Genomic DNA, 20,512 nt, shown 5'->3' with positions numbered 1-20,512 from the left:
GAGAAAAATGAATTCCCTAAATTCAATCCTATCATTTTGCTATTCAAAAATAGAAAATAAGTCTCTTCTCTCTAAACTAAAAATTCATTTCTTTGTCATTTTTTCAAACGAAATAAAGTGAAACTTTAATCAGTGGGGGATTTGTTCATCCCCCACTGATTATTAGCCCTCGCCAATCAAGCGTTTATGGACGATGTAACCTCTTTGCTTCAGCCTAATTTTGAGGTGGGATTTTTTACTTCCCGCTAATAGCGAGATAAATACAGAAAAAATACCGAGAATCCAATGGATTCTCGGTATTTTTAAATTATTTCGCTGTATGTTTTCTAACAGCTGGTAAAATTTCAGTAGCAATTAATTCAATGTTTTTCTCAATTTTATCAAATGGTACACCGCCGAAATCAATTTGTGCCATAAAACGTTGCTGTCCGAACAAATCATATTGATAAAGCATTTTTTCAATGATTTGCTGCGGGCTACCAATCATTAACGCATCACGGTAATCTAACGCATTTGTAAATTGTTGCTTCGGATACCCACCACCACGCAATGCAATCATTCCAGCATTAATATGGGGATAATATTCACTAAGCGCATCTTGTGAATTTTCTGCTGTATAGAATAAACTCGTTGTTGCAATCGGTAAACTCGCTGGATCAAATCCATTTTGCGCAGCCGCCTCACGATAAGCATCTACTGAAACTTTAAAATTAATAGCTGGTCCGCCAAGTGTTGTTATCATCATTGGAACACCTGCGCGTCCTGCTTTAATCGCACTTGCTGGCGGACCACCTACAGCACGCCAAATTGGTAAGTTATTATTTTTAGCTCTTGGAATAATCGAAGCGTGCTCAAGTGGTGCTCTGAACTGCCCATTCCATGTGACATGTTCCTCTTTATTAATCTTTAATAAAAGATCCATCTTCTCCTCAAATAGCTCTTCATAATCATTTACATCATAACCAAGTAAACTATATCCTCCAATACGAGATCCTCGACCAGCTACGACTTCAGCACGGCCATTAGAAATTAAATCAATTGTTGCAAAGTCTTCATATACTCGAACTGGATCTGATGTACTTAATATCGTTGCTGAACTTGCAATTTTTATATTTTTCGTTGCTTGCGCAATAGCTCCTAAAATAACTGTATGTGCTTGCGTTGTAAAATGCGTTTGATGGCTTTCACCGACAGCAAACACATCAAGTCCGGCTTCATCTGCTAACTTAGCTGTTTCAATTAGTTCATGAATTCTTTTCTCTGGAGTAATTTTCTCTCCATTATGTGGATTTAAAATATGATCCCCAATTGAATATAATCCAAACTCAATTCCTTTACTTGTATCCATACGATATTTTTCCATAGTTGCTCTCTCCCTTAATCAAGTGGTATTAACTTCTCTTCTATCTCTTGTCTTCTCTCTTCTAAAAATGGTGGTAAATCAAGTTCTTTTCCTAATTCTTCAACTGCTGAATCTATAGTAAAACCTGGTCCGTCAGTCGCAATTTCAAATAAAATCCCATTCGGTTCACGGAAATATAAACTTTTAAAGTAAAAACGATCAATAATCCCCGTCGTTTCAAAACCTTTTTCTTTCACTGCTTCATTCCAATAGTTTAGCTCTTCATCATTTTTCACACGAATTGCTACATGATGAATACTTCCCTTTCCAGGTCTTTCATTTTCTCCCTCTTGCTCTTTCACTAAAATTTCTCCGAAAGACTGACCTAAGACAGATTGATATATCCCTTCACCCTCAGAGAGAGATACTTCTTTATACCCAAACAAATCTGTTAACGTTTTTGATAATTTATTTAAGTCCCTTACAGTCATTTCAACTGTACCCATGCCTAAAATACGATGATTTTGCTTTACAGAAGATTCATTCCATGCAGTCCAATATTCTGGTACTTCTTCACCGTTATTATTTAACAGTACTAAGCGGAGACCGTCTGGATCTTCAAAATGCAGTGCATCTCGCTTGGCATATGTTGTAATTTCTCCATGTGTCACTTGAAGTGATTTAAAACGCTCCTGCCAAAATGTAAGGCTCTCTATTGAAGGTACGAGTAATCCTATTTGTGTTATCGCATTCGTACCATGAATTGTTCTCCCAACATTCGGCATTTCAAAAAATGATAGTTCAGTCCCTGCACTACCTGTCAAATCCCCGTAAAACAAATGATACATAAAAGGATTATCTTGATTGACTGTCTTTTTCACTCGTCGTAGTCCTAAAACATCTCGATAAAAATCATTATTCGTTTTCGCATTTTTTGTCACCATAGAAATGTGGTGGTGTCCTGGAATTGTATACATAAAGCTTCCTCCTTTTATCACTTGATTAGTCAATTGATTCTGTAAAAAAAATTACTCTTGCGGTAATTCTTTTTTTTCACTATGCTTATGAACTTTTGTCATTAACTCGTATAGTATTTTCTGTTCTTCCTCGTTCAATACATCATCAAAAAATGATGATTGAAATGCAAGTTGCTCTGGCAATGCTTTTTCTAAAGCTGCTTCCCCTTGCTCTGTAAGACTAATGGTTTTCGTTTTCCAATCTTGCTTTCGTACAATATATCCTTCTTTTTCAAGACGAGTTAACATTCGAGAAATACCGCCTTGCGTAACAGTAACCTTTTCAGCTAACTCCATTTGTGTCAACGGCTGGTATGTCCGTATTTGCAAAAGGACATCAAATTGGGCTGTCGTTAAATCAAACCGTTTTAAAAATTCATTTGACATTTGATTACTTTGATTCGTAAATCGTATTAAACGTAACCATATTAACGATCCTATCGTATTATCACGCATGTTTTATCACTTCCTAGCGTTTATCTTATTATCACTTTACTACGCAAGTGATAATAAAGCAAGGGGTAAAGTTAAAAAACATCTCACTATATTATCGTTACTGTTAGCTTTCCATTTGATTTATTTTTCTTAATTTAACATTCAACAAAATATCATCGTGAAATGTGTAGAATTTCATAAATAGTAACATTGTCCATTACATCTATTTCAGGCTTTTCATTATAAAAACTAAATTGACTATATCCCCACTTATCCAGATTATATACGATTACATTGCCTAAACATTTTTCTATGTTTTGCACATTTTTATTTAATCGCGTCTCAATCAGCGATTTATTTTGAGAAATACTCCCTACATATTCAACAACATATCTACTTTTTCTAAAGTCATTACTTACATTAACAACGAATGGAACACCTATATTTATTTGTTGCCACCCGAACGATTGTAAAATATTATCGTAATACCCTTCAAAGATAAATTTATTCATCCCTTCATGACCATTCCAAATATATAAAGGTGCATAGCAATTATAGAAATTCCCGTCCTTACCTGCCTCAGCAATTAAATAAGCCTTAAAATTCAACTCTTGAAAACCATCTGTTTTATGACCATTCTTTTTTACCCTTTCTCTAATAATCCTCATATCATAATCCTTTGGCAAAATGACCTTATATTGCATTCCAATCATGTTTATCACTCACTTTCAATCTTATATACATAATGATAAACCGATGGCTAACTAACGTAAAATAGGTATAAATTATGTTTGGTATCATTTATAATGATACCGTATAAGGGGCTGAAATGAATGGAAATAAATGATCTTATCATATTTAAAACTGTAGCGAATGAAGGCTCTATTAGTAAAGCTGCTAAAGAGCTAGGTTATGTGCAACCGAATGTAACGGAGCGAATAAAAAAATTAGAACAAGAGTTAGAAACGCCATTACTACATAGAGATAACAAAGGTGTTTCATTGTTACCTTCTGGTGACATTTTATTAGACTACACGAATAAAATATTAACTCTGTTAGAAGAAGCTAAAAATGAAATTAAAACGAGTGGTTCTTCTTATGTAATTGCGACATCACAATCTATTTTGACAAATTATTTAAGTATGCGCATTAAAGAAAATTTTAGGAGTTACCAACTATACATTGAAAGTAGTAGCCACTTACAAACACTATTACAGCACCAAAAAGTTGATATGGTCATAACTTATGAGGATTATCCTGACGCAGCGTTTAAAAAAGTATTCACCACTTCAATTTCTGTAGGTTTATTAAAAGCGAAAGAAAAGTGTACCATTGACTATTCAAAAGAACTTTTCTTCGTTAGTAATGACAAGAAGTGCCCTTTTAGAAATAAGACAATACAATTTTTAAAAGAAAACAATCTATCTCAGCGCCAACTTCAACAGTTAGATTCTTATTCGCTTATGGAAGAATTTATCGTTGAGGGAAATGGGATAGCTTTTTTACCGATTAAAAATGATAAGTTAGTAACAATTGAAAATGTTCCAATAGAGAAATTAGCTGTTCATTTTTTTACGAATCGAAACTTTATTAAGCATACCCCTGATGAACTATTTGAGTAATAGAATGACTTTGTTTACAAACTTTTTTCAAAATAAAAATCCCTCTTGAACGTATATAAAAGAGGGATTTTTTTTATATACAATTGATTTTTCACACGTTCTGCTCCACACCTGCGCTTTTCTCCTTCTTACTCCTTTTAACACTCTTCAACTGCTTAACCGTTCCAACTAACCCTTTCGGAAAAACTAGTAACACGATTATATACAATAACCCTAGAATAATCGTCCATCTTTCAAAAATCGGATACTCCGTCGCTAATTCTGATAAATAATATTTTAGTGATTCAATGATACCAGCTCCTGCAATGGCTCCGATTAACGTTCCAACTCCTCCAATCATTGTCATCAATAATGCATTTAACGTCATTTCAATTGAAAATACAGTCGTATTTACAAAGCGTAATGTGATGACGAATAGACCACCGCTAATCGCTGCAACTATTCCTGCCACTACACTTGCGATAATTTTATAATGAAGAACTTTATACCCAAGTGCTTCAACTCGTTGTTCATTTTGTGAAATTGCCTTTAATACTTTCCCAATTGAAGATTTTGTGAAAAGACGTAGCAAAATGAAAATATTGATTAAACATATAAACGTTACATAATAAAATGTAAAACGATCACGGAATATTTCTGGTACTCCAAATGTAAATCCATCTCCTCCGTGAGTTAGCCCACGCCATTTTTCAGCAAGTACGAAAAACAACTGTGAAATAGCGAGCGTTAACATTGCATAAAAATGACTTTTCAACCGTAAAGAAAGCAAGCCGATTATATAACTAACGATTGCTGAAACGATAATTGCCGCTATTATACCTATGAAAAAGTTTGTTATTGATACACCTTGCCGATCGAATAAAAGTGCTACCCCATATGCTCCTATTCCAAAGAACATACAGTGGCCGAACGATACAATTCCTGTATAACCAAGCAATATATCAAAACTCATTGCAAAAATAGCAAAGATGAAGATTTGAGTGAACAAAATTAACAAGCTCCGTGAATCATTTACGAACGGAAATACACTTAAACAAATAAGCATAAATACTCCAAAGTATACTTTAATTCGATTCGATGTGTTGTTCACCATTTCACCCCTTTTCACCAACAAGTCCAGTTGGCTTCACTATTAAGAAAAACAGTAACATTAACATATTGATTGCAAGTGATAAATCTGGCATGAAATATGCTGTAAAAGCTCCGGCTAATCCGACGATTAAAGAAGCGATAGCTGAACCTTGGACGCTACCTAACCCTCCAATTATTACTACAATGAAAGCTAAAATTGCATATTGCATACCCATTTCGGCGAAAACAACGCCTGAATATGGTGCAAATAAGAATCCACCTAACGCTGCCATTCCTGCTCCTAATAGAAAGACGAACGAAAATATAGCTTTCACGTTAATGCCGAGTGCTTGAACCATCTCCTTATCCATTACACCAGCGCGGATCATAAGACCTATCTTTGTTTTTTTGAGTAGTAATAGTAGAGCAATGTAAATTAGTATCCCAACTAAAATAACGAACAACCGGTATTTTATTAATATAACCCCTCCAAATGTATAGCTACCTTGTAACCATATCGGTAACTTTGCACTAATTGGATTCGGTCCCCAAAATATTTTTATACACTCACTAAGAACGAGCATTCCTCCGAGTGTAACGAGTAGCTGGCGAACATGGTTTCCATACACTGGCCTAATAAGAAATCGTTCTAATATAAAACCAAGCAACATTCCCATAGCAACTGCTCCAACTAACGCTAATACATAACTACCTGTCATATTAAATAACCAAACGCCTGTAAAAGCTCCCCATGCAAATAAACCACCATGTGCAAAGTTTAAAACGCTCATTAGGCCGAAAATAAGTGAAAGACCTGATGCTAATAAAAAAATAAGCATCCCTGTTGAAACGCCGTTTACAAATAAGTTTATTAACACATCCACGTTCTATCCCCCCGTATCAATGTTAAGAAATACCTAAATATTTATGACATGTTTCTTTATCCTCTCGCAGTTCATTCATAAAACCTTTATGCACAATACGCCCATTATCCATAATGTAAAAATAATCACCGATTTGACTAGCCATCATAAAATTTTGTTCAACAAGTAAAACAGTCGTTTTCTCCTTCATTTTCAAAATTGCTACCATTAATTTTTCTATCATAATTGGTGATAGCCCCTTACTTGGCTCGTCAATAAGCAATAGTCCATCACTATTAATAAACGCTCTTGAAATAGCCAACATTTGTTTTTGTCCCCCGCTTAAAAGCCCACTTTTCTTATTCCAAAACTGCTTTAAATCAGGAAATAGCTCGAGCATCCAATCTATTTTCTCGTCAACTTCTTCTCCTTTTCCACTCGCAAGTGCGAACGTCTCTTCTACTGTTAAATCATGAAAAATCCCTTGATTTTCTGGTACATAGCCTATTCCTTTTCTTGAAATTAAATGTGTAGATAATCCATTGACTTGCGTACTATCATAATAAATCTCACCATTTGCTATCCGATGAAATCCCATAACCGATCGCAACGTTGTTGTTTTTCCCGCCCCGTTTCTTCCAAACAGTACAGTAATCGTCCCTTTCTCAACAGTGAGTGATACCCCTTGTAAAATATGAAACTGATCTAAATACGTCTCTATATTATTCACTTGTAATAGAGCCACTATATAATCCCCCTAAATAAGCACTTTGTACACGCTCATCTTTCATCATTTCTTCTGGTAACCCTTCCGCTAATAACTCGCCATGAAATAAAACGATAAGATGGTCCGACAAACCTAGTACCATATCCATCTTGTGTTCGATGAGTACGATTGTGCTCTCTGGATGTTTTTTAATATTTTCAATCACTTGTAAAATAGCCGGAACTTCCTCAACTGAAATACCCGCAGTTGGCTCATCAAGCAGTAATACATCTGTCTTTAATGCTAATAACATAGCAAGCTCTAACTTTCTTTTTTCCCCGTGAGCTAAATCTTTTGCTAATACTCCCTCTTTCTCATGAAGTAGCACTGTTTTTAAAAGACGTCTCGCCTCTCCAGTTTGCTGCTTTAACTTAGCTACATTCGGGAAAAAACTGTAATAATCTTGCACGAATGATTGAACACTTAAACGTACATTTTCAAGTACCGTTAACTCTGGGAATATATTTGTAAGCTGAAAAGAGCGCCCGATTCCTAATCTTGTTCGGTCTGAAATCGATAATTTTGTAATCTCTTTTCCTTTAAAATACACTTCACCTTTCGTCGGAGAAATTTGTCCACTTAGTAAGTTAAATAACGTTGTCTTGCCGGCACCGTTCGGTCCAATAATTGAAATGAGCTTTCCCTTTTGTACCGTTAAATTAACATCTTTAATAACATGATGGTCACCAAAAGATACACAAAGATTTTTCGTCTCTAACAAATGTGTCACGAAATCCCTCCCTTTAAAGCTTTCAGTATGAAAGAAATACGTATAAAGAGGGTATCCTCTCTTTATACAAAAACAACAGAAAATTCAGTCTATTAATTTTGAACTGGTGGTTCTGTCTCTTTCATCGTTAATTCTCGCTCTAACACTGGTACCGGATAATCAACACCATCTTGCTTTTTCAACGTGATAGAATATAGCGTCTGCATCGCTTGGTGGTCTTTCTCTCTAAACTTCATCTTTCCTTTCGGTGTATCAAATTCCATTCCTTCCATTTTCTTAATCAATGTATTTACATCTGTATCACCATTTGTTTTCTTTAATGCTTCCACAATGGAAATTGCCGCTGACATTCCTCCTGCTGTAAATAAATCTGGTACTGCACCATTAAATCTTTTTTTATGTTCTTCAACTAACCAGTCATTCACCTTATTTTTTGGAAGTGCATGATAATAAACAGAAAAACCTTGCATTCCTACTAACGCATCCATCGTTTTTAATGCTGGTATATCCGGTGCACCAGTAGAGACTTTAATACCTTGCGCTTCCACATTCATATCTTTCAACTGTTTCCAAGGTGAATTTGCCCCTGCCCAAACGATAAATAAGTAATCTGGTTTTGAGCTAATGATATTTTGAATATTTGCCGTAAAATCTGTTGAATTCATGTCAGCGTATTGCTCGTTTACAATGTTTGCTCCTAATTTTTTCGCACCCGCTTTAAATGCCGCAATCCCTTCACGACCAAAAGCGTTATCTGGAGCAAACGTCGCAATCTTTACATCTTTTTTCGCAATTGCTGCTGCTCCTGCAATCGCATCTTGTGAGGAACTTCTTCCAGTTCTAAAAATATATTTATTCCAGTTCTTCCCGGTAATACTATCAGCAACTGCCGGTTCTACAACCATAATTTTTTCATATTCTTCAGCAAGTGGTAAAACCGCTAACGTATCACTTGAACTAGACGATCCGACTAAGAAATCAACTTTCTCTTCTTCTAATAATTTCGTAGCTTTCTTTACCGCTACATCGGCTTTCGTTTCCGTATCTTCTACTACAAACTTAATTTTTTTCCCTTCCACTTTCCCTGTTCCACCAGTTGCATAGTCTAACCCTAATTCAAATCCGTTCACTGTTTGCTTTCCATACGATTCTAATGGACCTGTTAATGATGCAAGAACCCCTACCTTAATCGTTTTTTCATCCTCTGTACTTGTTTTCTTTCCTGAACAAGCTGCCGTTATTAATAACGAACTTAAAACACAACCAGTAAACATTGTTTTTAGCCACTTACGTTTTTTCATCGACATTGTGATCCTCCCCATACTTTACTTTCTGATAGAATCAAACACGCCAAATTCCCCTGCCCGTAATCATGACTTTTAAACTATAAGATAGATAATGGAAAACTCTTGTAGTATCCTCTACATTCGGCACAAATCTATAATCACCTTCCTATTAAATGGAAACGGACATACAATCAATATATATTCCGTTATCCAATTGGAAATACTGTTTCATTACATTATTCATCACGAAAAAAGCTGCAATAATTAACTTAAGTTAATTATTGCAGCCTACATAAAAAGCACTTAATTATTTTCTACCTTTTCTAACCCTTCAACCAATTGTTTCTTATCTAGCCCTTCCCCGATTACTACCAAGTTTGTCGGGAAACCAAAATCTTGCTCCAGTAAAGTTGGTACGCCAAACGAATATTGGAATAGATGAGGGTATTTATCTCCATGGAATTTCACAAAACCTTTCACTCGATAAATACTATCTGGTAAATTCGAAAGCCATTCATATAATTTGTCTTGATCAATCGATTTCGTAAATTGATACGTCATCGTTTGTATATGTAAATGCTGTTTAACATGAAGTGTCTCGTGTTCCCCAGCACTCACAAATTCAGCTTCTTCTATATCATCTAAAGATATATTACAATATTTTGTTTCAAACAATTTCGCATGATTATTTATTGTTTTCACTTCTTCAAGTACTTTGTTCTTATCTTCTTCTGTTAGTAAATCTGATTTATTAATAAGAAGGTGACTACTAAATTTCATTTGCTCATGCAGTAACTGTTGCACATTTGCACTTAATATACTTCGATTTAACCATCTTACTGCATCTAAAACGACTACAATTGATTTCACTTCTAAGAAAGGTGCTAAAATTGGTGATACACATGCATCTAACACTTCAATTGGATGTGCGACGCCTGTTGTTTCTATGTAAATTACATCTGGTCTTTCTTGCTGATATAATGAATGCAATTGTATTTCAAGTTCTTCCTTTAACGTACAACAAATACATCCTTTTAGTAATTCTCTTAACACATTCTCTTTACCAATAATATCTGTATCTACTGAGTATTCACCAATTTCATTCATTAAAACAGCAACTTTTCTATTCTTCTTCTTCTCCGCTACTAATAAATTTTGTAATAATGTTGATTTTCCACTACCTAAAAAACCACCTAATATATGAATTTCCACTTTATTCATTTGATCAACCATCCATTTCTTTATTTCAAACGTATTCAAAGCGTAATAATTACGATTTATATTTATCATTTTATTAAAAGAATAACAATTTGTAAATATATCTACTATCTTCACTTTTCATTTACTTCATGAGCAACTCTAATTCCAGACTCAATCGCTCCCTGCATCCACCCATGTGTCAACGTTGTATGTTCTCCTGCAAAGTGTACGTTTCTAACCGGCGACGCAATATAAGGAAATAATTCTAGCTCTTGGCCTGGTTCAAAAGCTGTAAATGCTCCGCAAGAATACGTATTCTTACTCCAGCTAAAAGATTCCCCTGTTATAAACTCACTATAGACTACATTCCCATATATTTGCGCTAAATTTTTCAATGCGTAACGAATACGCTCTCTATGCGGGAGACTATCCCATGTTAAAGCCTCATCCGCCCACGTATAACTTGCTATAACGATAGCTGCCCCTGGTGACTGAATGCCATAGCTCGGATAATATGTAAAACGTATCGGTAAATCCGTAATAGATTTCCCACCATACTGCCCGACTCTTTCCCAAAATCTACTTTTGAACTCTATCGCAATTTTAGTTGCAGCAATATAATTTAATTCACGAATTGCTCGTCTTTTAAAATAAGAGAATAAATGAAATGGCTGAACTTCTACAAATCGTAACGCCGAAAACGGAATTGTGATAATAGCAATATCACTTGTTATTGTAAATGGATCTAACGTTTGTTCATGGTTTACTTGCAGCATCACTTTATTATCTTCTTGTATTATTTTTTCTACTTTATAGGACATAAAAACATTATCCTTTAGCTGTGGCAAAAATGCATTTGGTAATGCATCCATCCCGCCCGTTATCTCGTAATATTTCGCCGTTGAAGTAAAAAAAATCATTTCCCGTAATACTTCAATTAAAGACATTCCCATATATGCTTCCATATCAAGAAGTACACCAATCATATCTATTGCTCCATCCGAATAATACTCCATTAAAAATGAACCAAGCGAATACGTTTTATACTTTTTTTCAACGATAAACCAGTTTTTATTAGGATCCTTCTTAATATAATTTAGTATTGGTTCTAATACCTCAAGCATTAGCTCTTCTGCCGTTTTTCCTCTTTCTTTATCCAAAACCGGATATTCAAGTATACTTGGATCATTTTCAAACACATTCAATCTCGTTTGAATATGATTCGTATAAATGATATCTGCAAAAGTTTTATTTATAAAAAGGTTTAACGGTAGTTTAAATTTATGAATATACGCTAAAGTTAACTCATGCGTATCAGGAATTCTCATCGGTCCTGCATTAAAGTATAAACCCGCACTAAACGGTTCACGAATCGTATACACCCTGCCACCTATTCTGTTATTTGCTTCTATAATCGTTACTTCATGTCCAGCCTCTTTCAATAAAGAACCTGCAACTAATCCAGAAATCCCTGCACCGGCAACTGTAATTTGTTTGGGGTTATTCGTTTTGGCAAGCCCTTCATGAACAATTTGAAGCATTTGTTCCATCGATAATGGATTCCCCATACCATTTCCCCTTTTAAAAAGGATTTTACTGAATTATATTCAGTTAACTGAATTCCTATGTTTTGTTCGCAAATTTGAACGGATACATTTTCAAATACTTGAATATCTTTTATAAAATGTAATAAACTAGATATGAATCTATAGAAGTAGGACGTATTATCTTACATAATAAAATCAATGAAATTGCGAGGAATTGTGAAATGAAAAAAGGTATTAACCGTGTTGTATTAGTAGGAACAGGAGCAGTTGGATGTAGCTATGCTTACTGCATGATTAACCAAGCTGTAGCTGAAGAATTTGTTTTAGTTGATGTAAATGAGGCAAAAGCTGAAGGAGAAGCAATGGACTTAAGTCACGCTGTTCCATTTGCACCAGCTCCAACTAGAGTATGGAAAGGCAGCTACGAAGATTGTAAAGATGCTGATCTTGTAGTCATTACAGCTGGATTACCACAAAAGCCAGGTGAAACACGTTTAGATTTAGTTGAGAAAAACGCTAAAATCTTTAAACAAATCGTTCGCAGTATTATGGATAGCGGATTTGATGGTATCTTCTTAATCGCAACAAACCCTGTAGATATTTTAACGTACGTTACTTGGAAAGAATCTGGTTTACCAAAAGAACGAGTAATCGGTTCTGGTACAACGCTTGACTCTGCTCGTTTCCGCTATATGTTAGGTGAGTACTTCGACATTGGTCCACACAACATTCATGCTTATATTATCGGAGAACATGGCGATACAGAACTTCCAGTATGGAGTCACGTATCAGTTGGTATTCAAAAACTACAAACGCTTCTTGATAAAGACAACACATACACACAAGAAGATTTAGACAAAATTTTCATAAATGTTCGTGATGCAGCCTACCATATTATTGAGCGCAAAGGTGCAACTTATTATGGTATTGGTATGTCACTTCTACGTGTTACAAAAGCTATTTTAAACGACGAAAATAGCGTATTAACAGTTTCAGCATACTTAGAAGGTCAATACGGTCAAAAAGATGTTTATATCGGCGTACCTGCTGTTTTAAATCGCGGCGGTGTTCGTGAAATTTTAGAAGTAGAATTAAGTGAAGACGAAGAATTAAAATTCGATCACTCTGTTCAAGTGTTGAAAGAAACAATGGCTCCCGTTCTTTAATCGTATATTTCATTCAAAAAAGCAATCCAATTCATATTGGATTGCTTTTTTATATTTTTATTGTTCACCCTCAATCTAAACCGTAATATTATCCATAATAGAAAGGAGTGATTTTATGGATGATTCTTGGACAATTGTCATCCTCTTACTAGCTGTAGCGTCATTAATACTTTTTCTCTTTTTAATCATCAGAACGCTATTTCCAACTAAAAAATATGATAAGAATCTCGGGTTGATCCTTATTATTTTAAGCTTATTAGCAATACCGATAAGTATGTTCCTTATAGGAGGATGGGCAGGTATGGGGATTGGCATAATCGCGGTGCTTATTTTTGCTGCTGTTATTATAGCTTTAATTACAAATAAATTTATAAAACTACCTCCTCCAAAGAAAAAATAAGAAATACCCGATGTTTTCAAAAAAGACAACATCGGGTATTTCTATCACTTATTGCTTTTAATCAATTTATCATTATTTACGTCAAGTACATCTAATAAAAAGATAAAGATCGGTATCCCGATAATAAGCCCCCATATTCCGAGGAAATGCTCTGAAAAGATGAGAATCATAAATGTATAAAAGACAGGCAAATTCGTTTTTGCAGACATAAATTTTGGATTTAAAAAATAACTTTCAAGAGCGTGAATCACTGTAATGAACACTAGTATGTACAAAACGTACATAACCCCACCTACATTATAGGCAATGATACAAAGTGGAAACAGTGAAATGATTACGCCGGCAACAGGAATCAACCCTAGTAAGAAAATCATAACAGCTAATACGAGAAGCTGTGGAAATCCTAAAACGATTAATGCAATGACAGTCAGGATACAATTTACAACTGCAATTAAAAATTGTGCTTCAATTACTTTACCGAACGACCTTGCAAACCTTTCACCAAAATATGCAATCTCCTCATAAAAAATCTTTAGCTTACTCTCTTTAAACTTAGAAGTAAATGTAATAATACGATCTTTTTCTAATAAGAAAAATAAGCTTAATATTAGAGACAATAATATTTGTAAACTCACCTTTCCTATATTCGCTATCGATTGATAGATGACGTCTACACCTTGTTCTATATATTTTGATACTTCCATTCCATTAATTGTCGAAAGTGCATATTTAATGATCTCATTATCCGGTGGATGTTGAAAAAACAGCTTAAATTGATAAATCAATTGTGAAATTTGTATCGTTAGCACAGGTAAATATTTATACAATGTCGTGCCGATAAAGGAAACTAATATTATATACAAACATGCGATAACAATTTTTCGATTCACTTTCAATTTCTTTGAAATAAAACGTTGAAACCGATCCATTAAAAATGTCAGTATAAACGTAATTAATATTAAATTAATCATACTTTTTAATCCATATAATACAAGCGCTAATATTATTAAAACGAGAAACCGTTGAAACCCTCTACTTCGAAAAAAACTTTTCACTTCATTCATTAAGATTTAACCTCCCCCTTCTATGGATGGAAATTTGATATATTACAGAACGAACGTATTCATTGTAATACTATTACATTTTATGAACTTCTATAGACAATCTTTCTTACTAATTTGGAAGAATCCTTTTTTTCTTTTTTAATGTCGGATTTTTTATCTAATCCTTTCCTAAAAACTATTTTAAAATTCTATATTTTAGGGGAACGTCTATTTTTAGACTGTTGTTCATACGCATATCCAATATTGAAAAGTTCTTTTTCACCAAACTGCTTCCCTACAAATACAACACCTACTGGCTCTCTATTTTTATCATAACCTGCTGGTACCGCTAATTCAGGATAACCAGCTACAGCTGATAAAAGAACTTCATCGTTATTAATCATGACTAAAGCGTCCAATCCTTTTTCTACTAAATATCTATCTAGCTCTTTCCTTGCATTTTCTTGACTCGTTTGAACTACTTTTTCAAATTCATCTTTCGTTATAGCAGATTTTTCAGAGCCCTCAATTAATATTTGTCCATATTTCATTCGTCTTTTACTATCTTTTTTATTAAACGCTATAATCTCTTCTAACGATTTTACAGGCACATTTTTTTGCTTCGAAAGATAGTCGTTAACATTATGTTTGAACTCATATTCTAATGTTTGCAGATTATCTACACCCTCGCTACTTAACTGAATATCATCAGTCAATATCGCACCGGCATCTTGAATGTCTTTTCTAATCTTTTCTGCTACTGCTTTTCTATTTTCATCTTGTTGATCTACAGAAAAAAGAATCCCTATCTTTTTTCCTTTTAATCCATCTATTGATAAATCATTCGTATAATCTATTCTATCTCTATTTTTCATTTTTTCTGTCATAGCATCTTTTTCATCATAACCTACCATTGTATTAAATAACGTTGCCGCGTCTTTTACCGTTCTTGCCATTGGCCCTGCAGTATCAAGTGCTTCAGCTAATGGGATAATGCCAGTTCTGCTAACCATACCTAACGATGGACGTAACCCAACTACAGATTGCTGCGTCGCTGGTGCGACAATAGATCCCGTCGTTTCTGTCCCAATTGCAAGCGGTGCAAAATCTGCCGCAACCACTGTAGCAGACCCCGAACTGGATCCTGATGTATCAAATGTAATTGGACCGTACGGATTTAAATTTTGCCCTTTCTTCCCGCTATATCCACTTGGCATTGTAAAAGATAGATAATTCGCCCACTCAGACATATTTGCTTTACCTAAAACAAATGCCCCCTCTTCTTTCAACTTCTTCACAATCGTCGCATCTTCATCTGCAACCCAATCTTTTAAAACATAAGTGCCTGCGCTTGTCGGCATCACTTTTGCAGTTTGTACATTATCTTTTACGATGACAGGAATGCCGTATAAGTTCGATTTCTTATTTAACGACCTCTCTTTATCTAACTTTCGTGCTTGCTCTATTGCATTTGGATTAATCTCTGTAACAGCATTTAATGATATTCCATTTTGGTCATGTTCTTGTATTCTAAAGAGATAAATACTCGTTAATTCTTCATATGATAATTTTTCATCATCGACCATTTTTTGAAGTTCATCCACAGTTGCATTTACAACTGCTTTTTCTTTTATCTTTACATTATCTATGTTGATCCCTTTAAGCTGGTTATGTATCGGCTTTAACACTCTGTCTTTATCATATACAATACGCTCTGGTTCCTTTGGAAAATAATTTTTATACACGTAATATCCACCGGCACATACCAATAGGACAATACCTCCTGCGATAGACAACATTATCTTTACCCATTTTTTCATGTTGCTTCCTCCACTCTTACAGTTGCTCAGTTATACAAAAAAGAGAGTTACCTTTTACTTAACTCTCTCCAATCAAAATGTTAAATGAAAAAATGAAAGATTTCAATCTAATCACTTCTTTTTTTGCATTTGCTTCGCTAACATTTCTTTCACTTGATTATACGTTAATCCTGAATTTTTATTTAAACGTTTTACTTCCTCGACATCAGTACCTACCACTGTATATTTTTTCTCGTCATTCATTTTCCTACTTCCTTTCTTACCGGACTATTTGTTATATTTCTTCCCTAAATGCTCATAAATTAACACTAATACAAAAAAGGAAGCTGTTTCTACGCACAGCTTCCTTCTCGTTACATATTGTATTTCTTAATAAAATTTCACTACATCTTCAGTAGGTAAGAATGTTCTTTCTGCTGGCTGTTCATTTGGTTCACCAAATGGCATTTGACCTACTAAGCTCCACTCTGCTGGAATGTTCCAAGTTTCTTTTACTTCAGCATCTACGATTGGATTGTAATGTTGCAGTGATGCACCAATTCCTTCAGCAGATAATAGCATCCACACAGTATGTTGTAACATTGCATTACCTTGATGAGACCAGAATGGGAATTGATCTTTATATAACGGTGCATTTTCTTGCATTTTTTCTACAGTTGCTTGATCTTCAAAGAATAAAACTGTACCTACACCTGTATGGAAACCTTTTAGTCTTTCTACAGTCGCTTCAAAGTTTTCTGCTGGTACGCGTGATCTAAGCGTTTCTTTTACGATATCCCAAAACTTTTCATGCTCTCCATCCATTAATACAACCATACGGCCACTTTGCATATTAAAAGATGTTGGTGCGTGTAAAGCTGTTTTTAAAACTTCTTCAATTCTTTCTTTCGTAATCGCATCGCTTTTTGTTACTTTACGAATTGAACGACGGTTCACGATTGCTTCTTTTAAATTTGTTGTAATTGCTGACATTTTAATTCCTCCAAATATTTGTTTTATTATTTATTTTGTTATTTCATAACAAGCGAATTAGCAATATCCATCTGTATTACATTGCATGCCTTCAAATGAATTTGTTTTATCCTTTTCAATTTCTTTATCAATTACTCTTTCTAGCGTTTCTTTACTAGCAAGCCCTTGAATGACTTCATCACCAATCATGACAGTTGGTACCGCCATAATATTCGCTTCATCATATGCATGCTGAATTGCTTCTTGATGTTTTTCTTTATATTTTCGATTTACTAAAGCATCATTAAATTCAGCTTCAGGAAGCCCTACTTCTACCGCTAGTTTTGTTAACACATCAATATCTTCAATGTTTTGTTCTTCTTGGAAAAATGCGGTGAATACGCGGTGATGATACTCATTACCTAGTCCACGTTCTTTCGCAAATTGACATCCTTCGAAAGCTAAATGCGTATATGGATGTGGGGAAACACGTGGCAAACGCATATCAATTCCTAACTTCTTCGCTGTCGGAAGAATGAAAGCATCCCATGAACCTAATTTTTCTGGCTCATTCCATGGGTCTATTTTTGAATATGGACTTGGACGTAATTCAAATGGCATCCATTCAATCTCTACATCTTTCTCTTTCACTACCTCATCTAATGGACCTTTTGCTAAAAAACAAAACGGACATATAAAATCTGAGTATACTTTCATTTTTACAGTCATAACTTTTACACCTTACCTTTATTGTTGTAATCAAATCAGTTACATTAATGATAAAAAAATATAAATATGATTTAAGCATTCATTTTTTCTTGCAAAGTTTCAAACAACTGCCCCATCGTAATATTTCTCAAAACTTCTTCCATCGCGGATTGTGCTTGAATTAAAATAATTTCTAACACCGCTTGAATATTCGCGCCAATTGGACAATCTGGATTTGGTTGCTCGTGAATATGAAATAGCTTGTCTTCTTCGACTACGTTCACTGCATGATACACATCTAATAATGTGATTTCATGTAAATCCTTTAATAATCCCGCACCACCTGGCCCGCGATTTACGTAAACAAATCCAGCTTGTTTCAAGTACGACATAATTTTACGGATTACTACCGGATTTGTATTTACACTTTCAGCCATATAGTCTGAAGTACAAAGTGAAGATGGATTGTTTTTCAAAATAGATAAAATATGAACAGCTATAGAAAAGCGGCTACTAATTTTCATCGTCATCACCACCCTGATGTAATCATTATAGTTACAACTAAAAAATAAGTCAATCCTTTTCATAGATTTTTTTAAGTACATATAAAAGATGTCTCATTATGATATATGAGACACCTTTTTTTATTCTGCAAATAAATCTTGAAATTCTTCAATAAATAGCTGTACAGCAAGTGAAGAATCCTTTAATGAAGGAACAGCTAAAGCGATTTCTCTCCATACTTGTGGTTCCAATTCTCTCGTTTGTATATTCTTTGGTAAACTCGTCAAAGATAACTCAGCCAAAATTGCGAGTCCTAACCCTTCTTGAATCATATTTAAAGCTGTAGTAACTGTCGAAATGATATACTCAGCCCGAAGTGGTACGTTGGCTTGTTTAAACATATCGATAATGGGTGGTTCGTATCCGCCTTTACATAATATGATTGGTTCATTCTCTAAATCATTAATTGTAATAGAGTCCTTCTTACAAAGAGGATGATCCTCTCTTAAGATAACAACCATTTTGCCTTTCGTTAATGGGACAATCTCCATATCTTTATTAGGCAAAATAATAATTCCGATATCAACAACCCTCGATACTAACCAATCTTCAACTTCTTTAATCGTTCCTTCACAAAGAACGACTTCTAAGTTCGGATACTTCTCCTTAAAAAGATTTATCATTTTGGGCAAGAAATGTGCCGAAGCACTAGGAAAACTCCCAATTCGAATGGTCCCAATTTCGTGCCCTTTCTCCATCGCTACTTCTTGCTCAATTTTCTCAATTCCATTCAATATTTCTCTAATATGAACAAGAATTCTCTCTCCTACGTCAGTAACAATTAAGCCTTCTCTCTTATCACGTATAAGAATCGTAATATCTAATTCTGACTCAATACTTGAAATGGCATGACTGACCGCAGGCTGTGTCATATTAAGTGCTTTTGCTGCTTTCGTAAAACTACCTAATTCAACCGTTTTAATCAAAACTTGTAGTTGTGTAATGGTCATAACTAATCACTTATACCCCTTATAAAAAAGATTCATTTTATTTATCACAGTCGATATCATATCATAGTGAAATGAAATACAACAAGGAGGTCTTACCGTGACACAGCTTTCTCGAACAAAAACGGCCATAATCCTTACCTTTCTTGTTATTATGTGGGGAATTAATTGGCCTTTATCTAAGTTTGCCTTGCATTATACACCACCTGTTTTATTTGCAGGCGTTAGAACTTTAATTGGGGGATTCATTTTACTTATTTTCGCATTACCGAAATACAAAGAGCTACATTTAAAAGAAACTTGGCATTTATACGTTATTTCTTCTGTACTTAACATCATTATCTTTTACGGACTACAAACTGTCGGTCTTCAATACATGCCCGCTGGATTATTTTCCGCAATTGTATTTCTACAGCCTGTTTTACTCGGCATTTTCTCGTGGATATGGCTCGAAGAATCAATGTATGGCTTAAAAATTTTCGGCTTAATTCTAGGATTTATTGGCGTGGGAGTTATTAGCTCTAGTAGCTTAACCGGCCATATTTCTATCATTGGAATCCTTCTCGCATTAGGTTGTGCGATTGGATGGGCACTGGGTACAGTATTTATTAAAAAAACCGGGCACCGCGTTAATGCTATTTGGATGGTAACACTTCAGCTTATTATTGGAGGTGTTTGCTTAGTCGGATTTGGATCAGAGTTTGAAAGCTGGTCTAGTATCGCTTGGAGTATGCCATTTGTTAGTGTGCTACTCTTTATTTCGTTCTTTGTTATTGCAATGGGATGGCTCGCTTACTTCACACTTGTTGGAGCTGGTGAAGCAAGTAAAGTTGGAGCTTACACGTTCCTTATCCCTCTTATCGCTATTATTGTAAGTTCAATTTTCTTACATGAGGCCATTACAATGAGCTTGTTTATCGGTCTATTATTTATTGTCGTGAGTATTTGCTTTGTAAATATAAAGCCGAAAACACTTGCTGTAGGGCAACAAGTTGAAGTGAAATAAATAAACGTGAAAAAGAGCCTACTATTTGT

Annotated in this window: 22 protein-coding genes; 4 read left to right on the top strand and 18 right to left on the bottom strand. The window is 34.7% G+C overall.

Annotated features, from left to right (window positions below; genetic code table 11):
• Positions 1-307: 307 nt before the first annotated feature.
• The 4 genes from JDS95_RS23590 to JDS95_RS23575 all read right to left on the bottom strand — a co-directional run bounded on the left by JDS95_RS23590 (position 308) and on the right by JDS95_RS23575 (position 3,506).
• Positions 308-1,363: an LLM class flavin-dependent oxidoreductase gene (locus JDS95_RS23590; RefSeq protein WP_199690812.1), complete on the bottom strand. Its 1,056-nt coding sequence runs from the start codon at positions 1,361-1,363 to the stop codon at positions 308-310.
• A gap of 14 nt (positions 1,364-1,377) precedes the next feature.
• Positions 1,378-2,319: a ring-cleaving dioxygenase gene (locus JDS95_RS23585; RefSeq protein ID WP_085449914.1), complete on the bottom strand. Its 942-nt coding sequence runs from the start codon at positions 2,317-2,319 to the stop codon at positions 1,378-1,380.
• Positions 2,320-2,370: 51 nt separating this feature from the next.
• Complete coding sequence (locus tag JDS95_RS23580) at positions 2,371-2,814, bottom strand: MarR family winged helix-turn-helix transcriptional regulator (protein WP_001205517.1); 444 nt, start codon at positions 2,812-2,814, stop codon at positions 2,371-2,373.
• 152 nt (positions 2,815-2,966) lie between these two features.
• On the bottom strand, positions 2,967-3,506 hold the full coding sequence (locus JDS95_RS23575) for a DUF4865 family protein (protein ID WP_085449915.1): 540 nt from the start codon (positions 3,504-3,506) through the stop codon (positions 2,967-2,969).
• A 120-nt stretch (positions 3,507-3,626) separates the two neighbouring features.
• Here JDS95_RS23575 and JDS95_RS23570 point away from each other — a divergent pair, with 120 nt between their 5' ends.
• Positions 3,627-4,415: a LysR family transcriptional regulator gene (locus tag JDS95_RS23570; protein ID WP_000404974.1), complete on the top strand. Its 789-nt coding sequence runs from the start codon at positions 3,627-3,629 to the stop codon at positions 4,413-4,415.
• A gap of 91 nt (positions 4,416-4,506) precedes the next feature.
• Here JDS95_RS23570 and JDS95_RS23565 read toward each other — a convergent pair whose 3' ends face one another.
• The 7 genes from JDS95_RS23565 to JDS95_RS23535 all read right to left on the bottom strand — a co-directional run bounded on the left by JDS95_RS23565 (position 4,507) and on the right by JDS95_RS23535 (position 11,899).
• A complete protein-coding gene (locus JDS95_RS23565; protein ID WP_002093784.1) occupies positions 4,507-5,460 on the bottom strand; it encodes a branched-chain amino acid ABC transporter permease in 954 nt (317 codons plus the stop codon).
• 49 nt (positions 5,461-5,509) lie between these two features.
• Positions 5,510-6,370 carry a branched-chain amino acid ABC transporter permease gene (locus tag JDS95_RS23560; protein WP_000382809.1) on the bottom strand — a complete coding sequence of 287 codons (861 nt, stop codon included), beginning with the start codon at positions 6,368-6,370 and terminating at the stop codon, positions 5,510-5,512.
• Positions 6,371-6,392: 22 nt separating this feature from the next.
• Complete coding sequence (locus JDS95_RS23555; RefSeq protein WP_001196710.1) at positions 6,393-7,094, bottom strand: branched-chain amino acid ABC transporter ATP-binding protein; 702 nt, start codon at positions 7,092-7,094, stop codon at positions 6,393-6,395.
• On the bottom strand, positions 7,072-7,845 hold the full coding sequence (locus JDS95_RS23550; RefSeq protein WP_000149304.1) for an ABC transporter ATP-binding protein: 774 nt from the start codon (positions 7,843-7,845) through the stop codon (positions 7,072-7,074). The genes JDS95_RS23555 and JDS95_RS23550 overlap by 23 nt, the downstream gene beginning before the upstream one ends.
• A 92-nt stretch (positions 7,846-7,937) precedes the next feature.
• Positions 7,938-9,152, bottom strand: a complete 1,215-nt coding sequence (locus JDS95_RS23545; protein WP_199690811.1) for a substrate-binding domain-containing protein — start codon at positions 9,150-9,152, stop codon at positions 7,938-7,940.
• Positions 9,153-9,434: 282 nt separating this feature from the next.
• Positions 9,435-10,352, bottom strand: coding sequence for a CobW family GTP-binding protein (locus JDS95_RS23540; protein ID WP_001044964.1), 918 nt, complete (start codon positions 10,350-10,352; stop codon positions 9,435-9,437).
• Between the two features lie 110 nt (positions 10,353-10,462).
• Positions 10,463-11,899, bottom strand: coding sequence for a flavin monoamine oxidase family protein (locus JDS95_RS23535; RefSeq protein ID WP_199690810.1), 1,437 nt, complete (start codon positions 11,897-11,899; stop codon positions 10,463-10,465).
• Positions 11,900-12,099: 200 nt separating this feature from the next.
• Between JDS95_RS23535 and JDS95_RS23530 the strand changes: the two genes are divergently transcribed.
• Together JDS95_RS23530 and JDS95_RS23525 are read left to right on the top strand one after the other, a co-directional pair.
• Positions 12,100-13,044: an L-lactate dehydrogenase gene (locus tag JDS95_RS23530; RefSeq protein WP_000715319.1), complete on the top strand. Its 945-nt coding sequence runs from the start codon at positions 12,100-12,102 to the stop codon at positions 13,042-13,044.
• Positions 13,045-13,159: 115 nt separating this feature from the next.
• On the top strand, positions 13,160-13,444 hold the full coding sequence (locus JDS95_RS23525; RefSeq protein WP_000342831.1) for a YesK family protein: 285 nt from the start codon (positions 13,160-13,162) through the stop codon (positions 13,442-13,444).
• 44 nt (positions 13,445-13,488) lie between these two features.
• Here the strand turns inward: JDS95_RS23525 and JDS95_RS23520 are convergent, their stop codons facing one another.
• The 7 genes from JDS95_RS23520 to JDS95_RS23495 all read right to left on the bottom strand — a co-directional run bounded on the left by JDS95_RS23520 (position 13,489) and on the right by JDS95_RS23495 (position 19,480).
• Positions 13,489-14,508, bottom strand: coding sequence for an AI-2E family transporter (locus JDS95_RS23520; protein ID WP_001006593.1), 1,020 nt, complete (start codon positions 14,506-14,508; stop codon positions 13,489-13,491).
• A gap of 188 nt (positions 14,509-14,696) precedes the next feature.
• A complete protein-coding gene (locus JDS95_RS23515) occupies positions 14,697-16,307 on the bottom strand; it encodes an amidase family protein (protein WP_144467149.1) in 1,611 nt (536 codons plus the stop codon).
• Between the two features lie 111 nt (positions 16,308-16,418).
• Positions 16,419-16,550, bottom strand: a complete 132-nt coding sequence (locus JDS95_RS31580) for a hypothetical protein (protein WP_000997344.1) — start codon at positions 16,548-16,550, stop codon at positions 16,419-16,421.
• Positions 16,551-16,676: 126 nt separating this feature from the next.
• Positions 16,677-17,279, bottom strand: a complete 603-nt coding sequence (locus tag JDS95_RS23510) for a nitroreductase family protein (RefSeq protein WP_144467148.1) — start codon at positions 17,277-17,279, stop codon at positions 16,677-16,679.
• Between the two features lie 57 nt (positions 17,280-17,336).
• Positions 17,337-17,987, bottom strand: coding sequence for a DsbA family oxidoreductase (locus JDS95_RS23505; RefSeq protein WP_000216689.1), 651 nt, complete (start codon positions 17,985-17,987; stop codon positions 17,337-17,339).
• A gap of 71 nt (positions 17,988-18,058) precedes the next feature.
• Complete coding sequence (locus JDS95_RS23500; protein ID WP_000704073.1) at positions 18,059-18,490, bottom strand: Rrf2 family transcriptional regulator; 432 nt, start codon at positions 18,488-18,490, stop codon at positions 18,059-18,061.
• Positions 18,491-18,610: 120 nt separating this feature from the next.
• The gene (locus JDS95_RS23495) at positions 18,611-19,480 is read right to left on the bottom strand and encodes a LysR family transcriptional regulator (RefSeq protein WP_000156754.1); all 870 of its coding nucleotides are present in this window, start codon (positions 19,478-19,480) and stop codon (positions 18,611-18,613) included.
• Positions 19,481-19,577: 97 nt separating this feature from the next.
• Between JDS95_RS23495 and JDS95_RS23490 the strand changes: the two genes are divergently transcribed.
• Positions 19,578-20,483 (top strand): DMT family transporter, encoded by a 906-nt coding sequence (locus JDS95_RS23490; RefSeq protein WP_000192823.1) that lies wholly within the window; start codon positions 19,578-19,580, stop codon positions 20,481-20,483.
• The last annotated feature ends 29 nt before the right edge of the window (positions 20,484-20,512 follow it).

The sequence above is a fragment of the Bacillus cereus group sp. N24 genome, from assembly GCF_016483345.1.
Classification (GTDB): domain Bacteria; phylum Bacillota; class Bacilli; order Bacillales; family Bacillaceae_G; genus Bacillus_A; species Bacillus_A toyonensis.
The sequence above is the reverse complement of the archived record's forward strand: the minus strand, read 5'-3'. Positions and strand labels throughout refer to the sequence as shown.

Excerpts from the sequence above, each read along its gene's own strand:
- JDS95_RS23495 (WP_000156754.1), bottom strand. The coding sequence starts at position 19,480 with ATGACCATTACACAACTACAAGTTTTGATTAAAACGGTTGAATTAGGT.
- JDS95_RS23580 (WP_001205517.1), bottom strand. The coding sequence starts at position 2,814 with ATGCGTGATAATACGATAGGATCGTTAATATGGTTACGTTTAATACGA.
- JDS95_RS23530 (WP_000715319.1), top strand. The coding sequence starts at position 12,100 with ATGAAAAAAGGTATTAACCGTGTTGTATTAGTAGGAACAGGAGCAGTT.
- JDS95_RS23570 (WP_000404974.1), top strand. The coding sequence starts at position 3,627 with ATGGAAATAAATGATCTTATCATATTTAAAACTGTAGCGAATGAAGGC.
- JDS95_RS23510 (WP_144467148.1), bottom strand. The coding sequence starts at position 17,279 with ATGTCAGCAATTACAACAAATTTAAAAGAAGCAATCGTGAACCGTCGT.
- JDS95_RS23565 (WP_002093784.1), bottom strand. The coding sequence starts at position 5,460 with ATGCTTATTTGTTTAAGTGTATTTCCGTTCGTAAATGATTCACGGAGC.
- JDS95_RS23525 (WP_000342831.1), top strand. The coding sequence starts at position 13,160 with ATGGATGATTCTTGGACAATTGTCATCCTCTTACTAGCTGTAGCGTCA.
- JDS95_RS23540 (WP_001044964.1), bottom strand. The coding sequence starts at position 10,352 with ATGAATAAAGTGGAAATTCATATATTAGGTGGTTTTTTAGGTAGTGGA.
- JDS95_RS23505 (WP_000216689.1), bottom strand. The coding sequence starts at position 17,987 with ATGACTGTAAAAATGAAAGTATACTCAGATTTTATATGTCCGTTTTGT.
- JDS95_RS23575 (WP_085449915.1), bottom strand. The coding sequence starts at position 3,506 with ATGATTGGAATGCAATATAAGGTCATTTTGCCAAAGGATTATGATATG.
- JDS95_RS23535 (WP_199690810.1), bottom strand. The coding sequence starts at position 11,899 with ATGGGGAATCCATTATCGATGGAACAAATGCTTCAAATTGTTCATGAA.
- JDS95_RS23515 (WP_144467149.1), bottom strand. The coding sequence starts at position 16,307 with ATGAAAAAATGGGTAAAGATAATGTTGTCTATCGCAGGAGGTATTGTC.
- JDS95_RS23585 (WP_085449914.1), bottom strand. The coding sequence starts at position 2,319 with ATGTATACAATTCCAGGACACCACCACATTTCTATGGTGACAAAAAAT.
- JDS95_RS23545 (WP_199690811.1), bottom strand. The coding sequence starts at position 9,152 with ATGTCGATGAAAAAACGTAAGTGGCTAAAAACAATGTTTACTGGTTGT.
- JDS95_RS23500 (WP_000704073.1), bottom strand. The coding sequence starts at position 18,490 with ATGAAAATTAGTAGCCGCTTTTCTATAGCTGTTCATATTTTATCTATT.
- JDS95_RS23590 (WP_199690812.1), bottom strand. The coding sequence starts at position 1,363 with ATGGAAAAATATCGTATGGATACAAGTAAAGGAATTGAGTTTGGATTA.
- JDS95_RS23520 (WP_001006593.1), bottom strand. The coding sequence starts at position 14,508 with ATGAATGAAGTGAAAAGTTTTTTTCGAAGTAGAGGGTTTCAACGGTTT.
- JDS95_RS31580 (WP_000997344.1), bottom strand. The coding sequence starts at position 16,550 with ATGAATGACGAGAAAAAATATACAGTGGTAGGTACTGATGTCGAGGAA.